The organism is Algoriphagus sp. 4150 (genome assembly GCF_031457395.1).
Classification (GTDB): Bacteria; Bacteroidota; Bacteroidia; order Cytophagales; family Cyclobacteriaceae; genus Algoriphagus.
The window spans coordinates 21670-35488 of sequence record NZ_JAVDWS010000010.1; the positions used below are offsets into that span (position 1 = coordinate 21670).

Here is a 13819-nt window from a genome sequence, read left to right on the forward strand (position 1 = left end):
TTTAACCACTCTGAGCCCACGGAGGATTACGCAGAGGTCACTAGAGTTATCCTGCTTCTCCAGAAGCCGGATAGGTGGGGCTTAACTTGGTTACTTATTATGTTTTTTTATTTAGGGTCATTGATTATAATATTCTTCGACACATTACCCATGTTTTTATTTAAGTCAGAATAAACAGAGTTAAACATTTCAATAACTTCCAAATAAGATTTATAAGGTGTGTTTCTAAATGTGGTTAATTCGATTCCTTTTAAATTCGGTTCTATTAATAAGAATTCATGAATTCGTTGCCTTGCTTCATCCATAGTCAACGTGTTATTGTCAATTTTGAGTTTACTATCCTTATCTAGCTCTACTTTAATTGTTTGAATATTTGAAGCAGTAGTTTTACCAAATTCCGGTAACCCAAAGTTCAATGATGTCATTGGAGATGCAATACGGTAAAAAGCCAAAAGTGATGACACTTTGTAAAACTCTAGATCAAAATCACTTGCATCGAGATTGTTAATGATTTTTTGAGCGACTATTCCCGGAGTAATATTACTATCATTATCTTCTGCTATCTTCTCCGCAGCTTCTAAATGTTTAGAATTCAATTGGGATAGTTGCTCAGAAGTTAGAACTTTATAAAAGCAAGTTGTATATTCTTGAAATTCAAGAGTTTCTAACAACTCGAAAGTTGTGTCAATTTCAAAATTAAGGTCATTTTCTTTGGCTATTCTCTCATATACGGCGTAGTAACTGATCCCGGATTTATCAGCTAAAAGACCTTTTCTCACAAAATAATTTTCAAGTTCGTTTAGCTCTTTTCGAAGTTGAATTGCTTTATCCTCTGTGAAATTCGAATTACAAAAGTCAATTCTTTCTTTGAGAAAAACTGGGAGTTCCTGAGCAAACAGAAGCTGACTTGTAATGAGTAGAATGCTTAGGGTGAAAATTTTCTTCATTTATCAATGAACACCAAATTATTTACTTACACTTAATAGCTGTTGTCTCCAGTTCTCTGGACTTTACTGATCCTAAATTAAGGATTTCGTGCAGGTCAATTAGCTATGCGTAGAATATATTTTCCGTAAACTTCAGTTCGTCGGAATCTCCACTCAAACTAGTCAATTGAATTTTTATTGGTAAGCAGTTTTTTTTCTAAAGCGGACATAAAAATCTCCCTATAGGAACTCCCTATAGGAATTAGATTGGCACTGCCTTTCAACCTCACTTGGTTTCCATTAATTTGCTCTATGGCACTGATTGATACAATAAAAGATTTATGGATACGGGCAAAACTATTTTTGGAAAGACGAATCTCCAAGTCCTTTAAATTAAGTAGTGCGACTATAGGTGTTCCGTCAATTGTATGAAAACGCACATAGTTTTTAAGTCCTTCCACATACAGAATATCTTTAAAGTTGATTTTTACCAATTTGCTTTTAGATTCAGTCTTTACCAATATATAATCATCTTCTACCTGTTCAGAAACCGGCTTGAAAAATGACAGGGCCCGTTGTGCAGCCCGCATAAAACGTGGAAAAGCAATGGGCTTGAGCAGGTAGTCCACGACAGCGTGGTCAAAGCCTTCAATAGCATAACTGTTATATGCCGTTGTCAATATTACCTTATTTCTATTTTGGATGGTTTCCAAAAACTCGATGCCATTCATCCCCGGTAATTGCACATCCAGAAATATAAGGTCTACTTGTTCTTCATGGAGAAATTCCAATGCCGTTACCGGATTTGTGAAAGCTCCTTTCAACACAAGGAAAGGTACTTGATTGATATGAAGTTTGAGCAAGTCTATAGCATGCTGTTCATCATCGATGATTATACAGGTTATCATGGTATCTACAAGTCAATTGTTAGATCAGTAATATAGAAATTTTCGTCTTCTTTGATTTGAAACTGATGTCTAATGCCATATACCAATTCAAGTCGCTTACGGACATTATTAAGCCCTATTCCATGTGATAGTTCTTTTGCGCCTCTTTTTTTTCTATTGCACATGTACCAATGCAATTTTATTGAATCTATTTCTATTTGGATCGTTAACGGGTGGTTTGGATCATTCATTTCACCATGTTTAAACCCATTTTCGACAAGTGTGATCAGTACCAATGGTGGAATCCGGGCATTTGCGTTGTTTATTTTTTCAAGGTATCGGATATTGAGTTGATTGTCAAACCGCATCTGGTTGATTTGGATTACATTTTTCACATGGATTATTTCCTGCATTACATCGACTTTTCCGTATTTGTCCTCATCACGATTCAAAGCATATCTCATAATATCCGATAAGAGTAGGACGGCTTGGGCTACCTCATCGTTGTTTAAAATCGCTTTACTGTAAATAAAACTTAGGGAGTTGAACAAAAAATGGGGGTTGATCTGATGCTTTATTGCTGATAGCTCCGCTTCATTCTTCTGCTTTTCAAGTTCTTTTTCCAGTTTGCCCTTGGCATTCCATTCTATCAAAATGGCTACGGAAAAACCAATAAACAGTATCGCAATATTGACTAAAACGTGCCAAATCAAAAAATCTTCAAATGTCATCCCGTATTTAACTGCCGGCGAACCTACATGGAAATTCAGAAAATACTCATAGACAAATAGCACCATGAAAAAAATGCAGATTTGAAATAGGAACTTTTTAAAGTTTCTGGATTTAAGAAGAGGTAAGGCAACATGAAAAATTAGGATATAGTAAATCAACGTTACTTCCAGGATGCCATGGATTGCCAGTATCAACCATAGGTCGGGTGTTCCATAGATACTTACCATACTTTCTTGCCCTTGCCTATAAGTCAAGAGCATCAGCAAAAGATAGATCGGTGTATAGATCATCATGATCAGTGCGACCTTTTTACCATCTCTATACAACCATTTTCGGGTTGCCGCCAAAATCAATGTTGGATTTAGGATGTATTTAAGCCATTTATGCTTCCTGGAATTCTGCATTGTACTTATCAATTCCATTTTTTCCAATCACCTCTAGTTAAAACGTCACACCCGCTCCACCGGATATCCCCAAGTCGCCCTCATTGCTGATGGCAAAATCTATTCGAAAGTCCAGACGCAGTTTGGGTACCAATTGCTGACGATAACCTGCACCGTAAACAAGTTTAATGTCAGGTTGCCAGTCTTTCAGAAAGCTATCGGCCACATCTCCTGCCCCAATAAAAAGCACATAGCCAAATCGTGTATCGCTTGGCGAGAAATATGACCTGAATTCACTTTGAATATAAGCCGATTGTCTATCTATGTACAGGTTTCGAAATACTCCTCGCAGCAACTTGTCAGAGGTAATGTGGGGAAGTTGATAGAAGGGGACATCCCGTCCAAATGTAAGATGGCTAAAAGCCTGGAAAGCCAATACTTTGGGGATCTTACCAACTCGAATTGGTACATATTTTCTATAGTCGAACAATGCTTCTTTATATTGAAAATCACTTCCAAAAGTAGTACGATAGAGATAAAACCTGGTATCCAAAAAGCTCCCTTTGGTAGGGAAAATGAAATCATCCCTAAAATCAATCTGTACCACAGGCCCTCCGCCTATTAGCCAGCCGCCTGATACGCCTTTTGCTGAAATTGTTTTGTTTTCTTCGAATTCTGCCGGGCTATCATGCCGGATAGTGTAGCCAAGTCCCACTTTCCATACCCTACTCAAATGTTTAATGGCATCGCCTTTAAAGGAAAAAACATTGGTGGAATAGGATTCTCTAATATCTCTACTTGCGAGATTTCCAATACCGAAATAGTAGTTTCTTGCTCTGTTATTATATTCAATCCGATTGTTGAAATTCCAACCATTTGCGGAATAAACTTCAGATTCTATAGATGTGAATAGCTGCTTGCCATCCGGTCCATAGGTGATTTTCGGGACTATAGAAGATGGTAATATCGCCGGTGGGTATTGTCTGAATGACTTAGGGAAAAAGGAGAAAGAAGCACTTGCGCCAAATTGAATTCCTGTTTCTGGCCTCCAGTCTACAATAGGTTGTGGAAAAAAGACAAATCCCGGTAGCTTATTTTCTAAGGGAAAGAGGAAAGAATAGCCGCTGTCTAATTGAACACTGTTTGCTAACTCTGATAGATTCTGTGTGACAAGTTCAGTTCCTTCCCGCCAGTGAATTGATTCGGATCCATCAAATACAAGATTTCCTTCCACATTTTTTCTATATAAGGCTTCTTTTTCATTTGAAATATCCCAAACAGATAAGTTATTTTTCTCATCTTGGATGAAAATGAATTCTCCGGTTGGATCAAACTGAAGCGTGTTGATAGTCTTGCCATGAGCTTTTATTTCAGCCAACAAGGCATGTTGTTCTAAGTCTCTAATTTGGATAGTTCCATCAGGCGTGGCACTGGCTACTTGCATGGGTTTTACAGGATTAAACTCCACATGCATTTGTCTCTTTTCTTCCCAAAACACTTTTGCTGTCTTAAGATTAGTTGCTCCCATAATCTTTATCAATGATCCTGACGAAATACCTACCAGTGAATCATTACTATTCAGGGTAAGAGCATTTGCTCGTGAAGAAACTTTTCTGGATGAAATAGGAGTTCCGGTTTTGGTTTCGTGAGAAGTTAGGGATATGTCCCGCCAGGTCTTGGAATGCAATAAAAACAGCTGATCTCCGGAATGGCTGAAGGTAGCATATTCAGTTTTGACAGGAATGGAGGTTATAAGAGTACATGAATTTTTATCTAAACGGTATATCTCTGTCTTAGAAATGGGGCCGAAACGCACGACGGTTTTCTGATCTCTACTCACTACTGCTTTCTGATCTGAACTATCCGGAGTAAATTCATGGATTGTTTGCGTGGTGTGGTCCTTAAATAAAAGTTGTCCATCTGAAGTTGTTTCGTGCCCAACTGGGTTGATCCAATCACAGGGAAATCCAATTTCCTGAGCCACTAGGGATTGGAAAACTGAAACGAAAAGGAGTAAACATGTTAGGCAACTATTGAAAGGCAATAGACGGCCATCATTTCTGTACTTAAATGAAAATTTGGGTTTTTCCGACTTAGATGCAGTCAAAGAGGTGAGTGCAGTAATGAACATGATGCTAGTCTGATAGTTTTTAATTCCTACTATAAATTCTTTTTTAATACAAAAGAGTGATGAAAACTTAACGATTTCAAATAGATTACACCAACTGCCTTTTTGTCTGTATGAAATCGATCATGATCCCGTACCTACAGGATCACACAACTTGTCCTGAACCTGCCTACCGGCAGGCTTGCTTCGGGAGAGGGGTGATTATTCGCTGTGCGAGATTCTCCCGATCCGCCGAGGCGGATCGGGACAGGCTATGTGACCGCTAAAAATCAAATTATAAACACATAAAAAAATGAATCGGGGGCATCTTTTTAAACCGCAGATGTCACAAAGCATTGTTATCCTGCTTCTCCAGAAGCTGGATGTGTGGTTAACTTGGCTATTCGGAATTTTTTCATCGAGTATATGCCAACGATTTTGACCCAAATGCACCAACGGGAGCATGTAGTATGGATTTGGAAATCCCGGGATAGCCCTTCGGGATTGCAAACCTCGAAGAGCTAGTGCCGGCTTATACTGTTCCTTTGTGCTTTGGATCGAAATCCACCATCCATTCAATCCCGTATTTGTCTCTGAACATCCCAAAAAAGGAACCCCAAGGACTTTCATTCATCGGGACTTCTATACTTCCGCCATCTGTAAGTCCGGTAAAAATCCGATCAGCTTCTTCTTTGCTTTCTGCACTGACAGCTATTTTAGACCTGTTTTCATTTTCATTTACCCGGCCCATTCTTTCGGGGACATCGTTGCCCATCAAAACATTTTTTCCGATAGGCAAAGCAATATGCATGATCTTATTTGCCTCATGTTCTGCTATCGGATTTTCAGGGATGGAGAGGTCCTTGAAACGCGTAATGTTTGCGAATTCTCCGCCAAAGACAGATTTGTAAAAATTGAATGCTTCTTCCGCATTCCCGTTAAAATTGATGTGGGGATTGATCAGTGCCATAGTTACTTTTTTTTAGGTGATATTATTTCCAGTATCCAAACCTACTGCTTAGTCACCAAAAAGTTAAGGGTTAAATATGTCAAAAAATAGGGCGTACGCGACAGAGTAGATGATTAAATTTATGATTATCCGCAATGATGCCAGTAGCCATATTTTCCTTGCTTTATTGGCTGGAAGATGGGAAACGGATGTCCGATGTCACCTCATCGCTAAAGTTTACCAAATCTTATGTCGCTTTGCTCCCTTACTGGTAGAAGAGCAGATATACATAGTGATATTTACCGTTGCGGGTTTAAGTAATCATGTCTTTATTGAGTCAGGATATCCAAATAATTCTCTCTGTGGACTACTTGAAACTCAGTTTCAGGATAGGCTTCTTCAAACCCCAGTGGTAGCTTAGCTCTACGCCCGGGATTCCATTTTGCTTCAAAAGCAAACAGCTTTCCTTCTCGCTCTTCCAGCCAGTCCAGTTCTTTCCCTGTGGTGGTTCTCCAAAAATAAACATTAGAATGAATCCGGTTGTAGCTTAGATATTTCATCCGCTCACTGATGAGAAAATTCTCCCAGAGTGCTCCTTTATCTGTCCTTAGATCCAGAGAATTGAAATTATTGATGATGGCATTTCTTACTCCATTGTCCCAAAAGTATATTTTCCGACTTTTTTTGAGCTCCCGACGCATATTCCTGCTAAATGAGTTCAACCGAAAAATCACAAATGCTTTTTCCAACAAGTCAATATACTTTTCTGCTGTTTCCTTATCTATTCCTACCGTATTCCCCAGATCGTTGAATGTGACTTCGGAACCAACCTGTAGTGCCAAGGCCAGTAGTAATTTTTGTAAAATTGCAGGCATGCGGATTTCTGCCAGACTCAAAATATCTTTGTAGAGATAACTGTTTGTGATTTCCTGAAGTGCTTCTTGAGCCTCGCTTGGATGATTGATTACTTCAGGATAAAAGCCGAAAACCATACGCTGTTCTAGGAGTCGTTTCTCTTCCCGGGAAGAAGTATGTAAGCAGAGTTCTTCCGTAGAAATTGGGTAAAGTTGGAATTCTCGTTTGCGACCGGTAAGCGGCTCTTTGATTGAATTGGCTAGATCTAAAGCTGATGAACCTGAAGCAATAACTTGAACTTCCCGGAATTCGTCTGCCATAATTTTCAGAGTAAGCCCAATATTCGGAACTCGTTGAGCTTCATCAATAACTACCAATTTGTAAGCTCCGATAAGTGCCTGAAGAGCAGAAGTTGTTGCTCCATGAAGACTCAACCGGTCATCTGGATTGTCGCAATTCAACCACAATACTTTGTTATTCGGAAAATCTAAGACTTGCTTCATAAGCGTAGTCTTTCCCACCTGCCTAGGGCCAATTATCACCAAAAGCTTTCCTTGATGAATTCTTTTTCGTAATTCTAATTCAATCTGTCGAGAAATCATGAATCAAAAATATGCATATTCTCGATTATAACCGAAAATATACATGTATATTCTCGATTATAACCGAAAATATACATGTATATTCTCGATTATAACCGAAAATATACATGTAAATTCTCGATTAGATCAGTTTATAACCTATTTAATCCCAAATTCCATTAGCTTCTGTAAGAATTAGGGGAGTACTGTCTGTGATCAGAATTGTCTGCTCATGCTGGGTGACATATCCGCCCTTATTGCCCACTAAAGTCCAGCCATCACGCTGCTCCACGGCAATGGTAGAATTGGTCGAGATGAAAGTTTCTATGGCTACGGTAGTATTTTTCTTAAATCGTTCCCGGTTGGATTTTACCCTATAATTTAAAATATCAGAAGGCTCTTCATGCAAGCTTCTTCCTACTCCATGTCCTGCCAGGTTTTTAATTACTTTATAACCCGATTTTCTGGCCTCAGTTTCTATCAAATGTCCAATATCGGCAATTTTTACTCCGCCCTTGATTGCATTGATGGCTTTGCGAAGAATGTGCTTGGAAGCATCCACCAGAGGTTGATGATTATGAATATCCCTTCCGATCACAAATGATCCTCCATTGTCAGACCAAAAACCATTGAGTTCAGCGGATACATCAATATTGATTAAATCACCTTCTTTTAATCGTATTTTCTCAGAAGGTATCCCATGAGCAGCTACTTCATTTACACTTATGCACGAATAACCGGGAAACCCATAGGTTTCATAAGGTGCAGATTTAGCGCCGTAACTTTTCAGAATGCCGCCTCCGTATTCGTCCAGCTCTTTGGTGGACATGCCCACTTTAGCGTATTCAGTCATAAGTTTGAGCGTAGATCCTACTATCTCGCTGATTTTTTTCATTCCGATTAGTTCGGATTCTTTTGTGATTGACATATATTTTTGATTCAGCTAATCTTTATTCTATTTTGTTAAGCTCAATAACCCGGCAATTGATTCCATACGAACAGTTTTCATTTCTACCTAGTTCTTTATACTTAATAGTAACTCTATCTCCTCCCACATAGGTGATCACATCCTTGATGTTGACGATTAACGTGTCACCATTATCAAGATGTATTTGTTCTGCACAATAATATAAGCCGCCACTACGCCAAATTTCCCCATTTTCGGTTCTTATGACATCTTCATCATCCGTATTACACGAGATTATTACTATAGATACACTTTATGTACTTTGTTTCTTTTGTGGTGAAAAATGATAACTGAAAAGTCATAAAGCGGACTGCTCTACTTGAGGGCGAATCTATATTTCTCGAAAAACTATGAGTGCTATGATTCTATGTGGTTAAAATAGCTTTACCACATAGAATCATAGAAAGGCATAGCTAGTTTGGTAGGAAGAGAAATTAATTTCCCCGTCTCCATAATCTTACTCACAGAAAAATGGTTGTAGAAGGGCCGTCCGTGATGACCAGCCTGCCGGAGCGCAGGCACGAACGGCGGTTATTACGATGATGTGGTCTGAAAGACAGTGTGGCTTTGGTCTTAGCACTTTGTGTACTTTGTTTCTTTTGTGGTGAAAAATGATAACTGAAAAGTCATAAAGCGGACTGGTCTACTTGAGGGCAAGTCTATATCTCGGACAAAACGCTGATTTCTATGATTCTATGTGGTTAAAAAAGCTTTACCACATAGAATCATAGAAAAGCATAGCTAGTTTGGCTGGAAGAGAAATTAAGTTTCCTGTCTCCATAATCTTACTCACAGAAAAATGCTTGTAGAAGGCCATTCGTGATGACCCGCCTGCCGGAGCACAGGCACGAACGGCGGTTATTACGATGAGGTGGCCTGAAAGACAGTGGGGCTTTGGTCTTAGCACTTTATGTACTTTGTTTCTTTTGTGGTGAGTAATGATCACTGAAAAGCTATAAAGCGGACTGGTCTACTTGAGGGCGAATCTATATTTCTGGCAAAAACTATGAGTGCTATGCTTCTATGTGGTTAGAAAAGTTTTACCACATAGAAGCATAGAAAAGCATAGCTAGTTTGGTAGGAAGAGAAATGAAGCTCCCCGTCTCCATTAATCTTACTCACAGAAAAATGGTTGTAGAAAGCCGTCCCTGATGACCCGCCTACCGGAGCGCAGGCACGAACGGGGGCAATGATTTATCCTTCGCGAATCTTCGTGTTTGTGGTTAAACCAATCTTACTTCCAGAAATCCGCATTGTCGATCCCCGCATCTTTGGCAATAAACACCGGGTCTTTGCCTTCTTTCTTTTGCTTTTTGTAATCAGCCAAAGCTTTGAAAGCCGGCTTGCGGAGAAGGATGATTGCGATAATATTGAGCCAAGCCATCAATCCCACACCTATGTCCCCCATAGTCCAGGCCAGCTCAGCTGTTTTGATAGATCCGTAGAAGGTGGCTCCCAAAATTAGGATTCTGAGTGCGGTCAAGCTCCAGCGATTGGGGTTAAAGCGAGTTAGGAAGCTGAGGTTGGTCTCTGCTATATAGTAATAAGCCATGATAGTGGTAAAAGCAAAAAACAGAAGCGCTACAGCCACAAAGCCGGCACCCAATGATGGGAACTGGGAGGCTATGGCAAACTGTGTGTATTCGGGGCCGTAAGCTACACCGGGAAGATTTTCCATTAGGAAACCTCCCTCCGGATTGACCACATTGAATTGTCCGGTAAACAAAATCATCAAGGCTGTAGCCGTGCAGACAAAAAGTGTGTCTACGTACACAGAGAAAGACTGAACCAGCCCTTGCTTTACAGGATGGCTTACTTCAGCAGCGGCTGCTGCATGGGGAGCAGTACCTTGCCCCGCTTCGTTGGAATAAATTCCTCTTTTGACACCCCAAGCGATAGCCATACCGAACACTCCGCTGAAAGCAGCTTCCATATTGAAGGCAGATTTGAATATTAAGGCAAAAACGGCCGGTACTTCTGTGATGTTTATGGAAATAATAATGACAGCCATCAGGATATAAGCCCCAGCCATAAATGGAATAACCACTTCCGCTACTTTACTGATTCTTTTCACACCTCCCAGGATGATCAACGCCATTAGTGCGGTGATAAAAGTTGCGGTATATATAACGGGAATATCAAACGCATTGGCCATACTTAAAGCGATACTATTGCTTTGTACACCGGGCATAAATAAGGCGGTAGCCATGATAGTGGCAAAGGCGAAAAGCATGGCATACCACTTTTTTCCTATACCTTTTTCTATGTAGTAAGCCGGCCCCCCTCTGTATTGGCCGTTGTTTACTTCCTTGTATATCTGGCCTAGCGTAGATTCTACAAATGCCGAAGACGCGCCGAGAAATGCAATCACCCACATCCAAAAGATAGCTCCGGGACCTCCCATGGCGATCGCGGTGGCAACCCCGGCGATATTACCTGTACCCACCCTTCCTGAAATAGCAATTGCAAATGCCTGAAATGAGGAAACTCCTTTTTCAGATGATTCCCCTTTGAAAAGGAGCTGAATCATTTCTTTCAGATAAGTGACCTGAAGAAATTTGGTGGCAAAGGAGAAATAAACTCCCGCTGCCAGACAAAGAAAAATGAGTGCGTTACTCCACACAATATCGTTTATAGCTTCTACTATTTCTTTCATATTTAGGTTTTAAAACTTAGAAATCTTGAAAATAAGTGTAATTCGGGTTTATTATGAGCCCGAAGAAAGGAAAAATTCAGCGATTTAAGCAGAAGAATCGTTTTAAATGGGCTTAATTCCTGATTGATTGCATTTGAAAATTAGGTTAAAGCGAAAAAAGCGTACTTTTTGATGTGATTATCATTCAAATACTTGCGTCTTCGATTGGATAAGCAATAAGTCTGTGCCGCCAAGCGGTGCAAAACCGGCAGAAGTGAAAAATAAAAGTGTGCTAGGATAGGATTTACAGCTGAATTTGTCGGCAATAGTCAGGAGTATGACCAAGAGACAGAAAAAAGCTAAAGAGCCGGTTATTTCCTGTCGAATTCAATCAATTCAAATCTATTGCCCCAAGGATCTCTGAAGAAGCAGCGGCTACGTCCCTCGATTACTGAGGAGTAGCTGAGTTCAATAGTTGCTTTTTGAAGAAAAGCTTTGGCTTGATCCAAGTCCTTCACCACTAGTCCGGGATGTCTGCCGGAATTAGCTTGATGAATTTCTTCTTCGCGTATATGTAGCTCAATGTCTCCCAGTTGTACCCAAATAGCTCCATTCGGATGATTTCCGGGAATTTCTTTGAGGAGTAATACTTCGGTATAAAACTTTCTGGCTTCATCCCGCGAATTGGGAGGTATAGTAATCAGTACATGGTCTAAACGCTCTATCTCAAGCATGCTTACTTTGGTTTTATTTGTGTATTTGCAAGGAATTTCAGGAAATAAAAATGCATAAAAAGTCAGGAAAAACCATGTGATGAATCCAGTCTGGGATCCCCTTGTCTGGGAAGGGCAGAAGTTTTGATTTTAATAACAAGGTAAGTAATCATATTTCCGGTTCAAGTTTGCTGCTGGCATTACTCAGGCCTGTATGAAGTAAGGTGTAGCAAAACAGTATACAGTTTAGGTTGTGCTTTGTTCTTGGAAGTTTCAATTGCTTTTTCCGGTTAATAAGGAAGAATAGTTGGTTTAATAGTCAATTTTTAGAGGAACAGGAGGGTTAAATCCATTATTATTTGCATTTTCAGGAACTCTATTTCATGTTGTTTACCATCGGTTTTTATCCTTCACTTTTGGTTTTTGGAAACTGGATTACGGATGTGAAACAAGGAATTTAAGAAAAGCATAAACCCTAAAACCCCTTTACAATGAGCAAAGAGTCATCTAGAAGAGAATTCATTAAAAAAACGGCTATAGCCGGTTCGGCTGCCCTAGTCCTTCCTACCATTATTCCGGCATCGGCTTTCGGAGCAAATGACAGAATCAATGCAGCTGTCTTAGGCATAAATGGAAGAGGAAAAAGCCATATTCAGGGATTTATGTCTCAAAAAGACGTTCAGGTGACTACACTGTGCGATCCGGATATGAATCTGCTGAAGGAAGGCCAAAAAACCTTCAAAGAAAAATATGATCTTGATGTTGCCTTGGAGCAGGATCTCAGACGTGTGATGGATGATAAGAACATTGATGTAATTAGTCTTGCCACTCCAAATCACTGGCATGCACTGGCGACAATTTGGGCTTGTCAGGCAGGCAAGGATGTGTATGTAGAGAAGCCCGGTTCCCACAATATATATGAAGGCCGTAAGATGATAGAAGCGGCAAATAAATATGACAGAATTGTCCAGCATGGAGTACAACTGCGAAGCTCACCTGCTGTACAGGAAGCTGTGCAGCTGATGAGGGATGGCTACATCGGAAGGGTGTATATGGCCCGTGGCTTGGTTTTTAGAATGCGGGGAGATATAGGAGATAAGGGATTGTCACCGGTACCGGATGGGTTGGACTATGACCTTTGGACCGGTCCTGCACCAAAGCGTCCATTTACCCATAATCTTGTGCATTACAACTGGCACTGGCATTGGGATTACGGAAATGGTGATGTGGGCAATCAAGGTATTCACGAGACAGACCTCTGTATGTGGGGACTGGATGTAGGTTTCCCTACCAAAATCACTTCCATGGGAGGCAAATATCTCTGGAATGACAGTAAAGAGGTGCCAGAGGTATTGACTTCGATTTATAACTATCCCGAGGAAAATAAAATTATCCAGTTTGAAGTAAGACCTTGGTATACCAACACAGAAGGAGGAGCTTCTGTAGGCAATATCTTCTATGGAGATAAGGGATATATAGTAATTGATGGATACGATAAGTATGCGTCCTTTTTGGGAAATGACCGGACGCCGGGAAAATCCGGTGATGATGGAGGAGAGGCTGCTTCAGGCATGGATCGGGGAGCAGGAGGTACCGATGTTCACTTTGCCAACTTTATTGAGGCAGTCCGCAAGCACGATAAGTCTATCCTGAATGGACCTGTGGAGACAGCGCATTTGTCTTCCGGACTCGCCCATTTAGGAAATATCGCTTATCGATTGGATAGGGTTCTGGAGTTTGATCCGAAATCAGAGACTTTTGTCAACGATTCTGAGGCAGATGAGATGCTCACACGTAAGTACAGACCAGGTTTTGAAGTTCCGGACCAGGTTTAGCTTTTGAATCTGGGTAAAAGCTTGACTGAGAACCATATTTTAAGAGTTGGCAGAATGAGAGATTCGTCCTGTCGGTAACATATTCAGGGAGCGGAGTGATCGATCTGATAACGATCTCCCTGCTCCCATTAAGTTTGCGTAGTAGATGTAGTGACAGGCTGTTTATAGGAGAGGATCCAGTGCTGATTTGCCTGGAAGATCAAGTGGAGAATTATCAAAGTTCTAGTTGAATCTATGCCTGATTTCCAC

At 40.4% G+C, this 13819-nt stretch carries 10 protein-coding genes; 1 reads left to right on the top strand and 9 read right to left on the bottom strand.

Annotated features, from left to right (window positions below; genetic code table 11):
• Nucleotides 1-107 precede the first annotated feature (107 nt).
• The 9 genes from J2X69_RS13655 to J2X69_RS13695 all read right to left on the bottom strand — a co-directional run bounded on the left by J2X69_RS13655 (nt 108) and on the right by J2X69_RS13695 (nt 11756).
• Nucleotides 108-947 (bottom strand): hypothetical protein, encoded by an 840-nt coding sequence (locus J2X69_RS13655; protein ID WP_310104156.1) that lies wholly within the window; start codon nt 945-947, stop codon nt 108-110.
• A gap of 158 nt (nt 948-1105) precedes the next feature.
• Nucleotides 1106-1834: a LytTR family DNA-binding domain-containing protein gene (locus J2X69_RS13660; RefSeq protein ID WP_310104159.1), complete on the bottom strand. Its 729-nt coding sequence runs from the start codon at nt 1832-1834 to the stop codon at nt 1106-1108.
• A gap of 5 nt (nt 1835-1839) precedes the next feature.
• Nucleotides 1840-2967 (bottom strand): histidine kinase, encoded by a 1128-nt coding sequence (locus J2X69_RS13665; protein ID WP_310104161.1) that lies wholly within the window; start codon nt 2965-2967, stop codon nt 1840-1842.
• A gap of 19 nt (nt 2968-2986) precedes the next feature.
• Nucleotides 2987-4912, bottom strand: coding sequence for a BamA/TamA family outer membrane protein (locus J2X69_RS13670; RefSeq protein ID WP_310104162.1), 1926 nt, complete (start codon nt 4910-4912; stop codon nt 2987-2989).
• A gap of 655 nt (nt 4913-5567) precedes the next feature.
• The gene (locus J2X69_RS13675; protein ID WP_310104164.1) at nt 5568-6005 is read right to left on the bottom strand and encodes a VOC family protein; all 438 of its coding nucleotides are present in this window, start codon (nt 6003-6005) and stop codon (nt 5568-5570) included.
• A gap of 308 nt (nt 6006-6313) precedes the next feature.
• Entirely contained in the window at nt 6314-7441 is a 1128-nt protein-coding gene (locus J2X69_RS13680; RefSeq protein WP_310104166.1) for an ATP-binding protein, read from the bottom strand.
• A gap of 142 nt (nt 7442-7583) precedes the next feature.
• Nucleotides 7584-8348, bottom strand: coding sequence for a type I methionyl aminopeptidase (gene map, locus J2X69_RS13685; protein ID WP_310104168.1), 765 nt, complete (start codon nt 8346-8348; stop codon nt 7584-7586).
• Between the two features lie 1273 nt (nt 8349-9621).
• Entirely contained in the window at nt 9622-11043 is a 1422-nt protein-coding gene (locus J2X69_RS13690; protein WP_310104170.1) for an alanine/glycine:cation symporter family protein, read from the bottom strand.
• A gap of 350 nt (nt 11044-11393) precedes the next feature.
• Nucleotides 11394-11756: a VOC family protein gene (locus tag J2X69_RS13695; protein ID WP_310104172.1), complete on the bottom strand. Its 363-nt coding sequence runs from the start codon at nt 11754-11756 to the stop codon at nt 11394-11396.
• A gap of 470 nt (nt 11757-12226) precedes the next feature.
• Between J2X69_RS13695 and J2X69_RS13700 the strand changes: the two genes are divergently transcribed.
• Nucleotides 12227-13570 carry a Gfo/Idh/MocA family oxidoreductase gene (locus J2X69_RS13700; RefSeq protein ID WP_310104174.1) on the top strand — a complete coding sequence of 448 codons (1344 nt, stop codon included), beginning with the start codon at nt 12227-12229 and terminating at the stop codon, nt 13568-13570.
• The last annotated feature ends 249 nt before the right edge of the window (nt 13571-13819 follow it).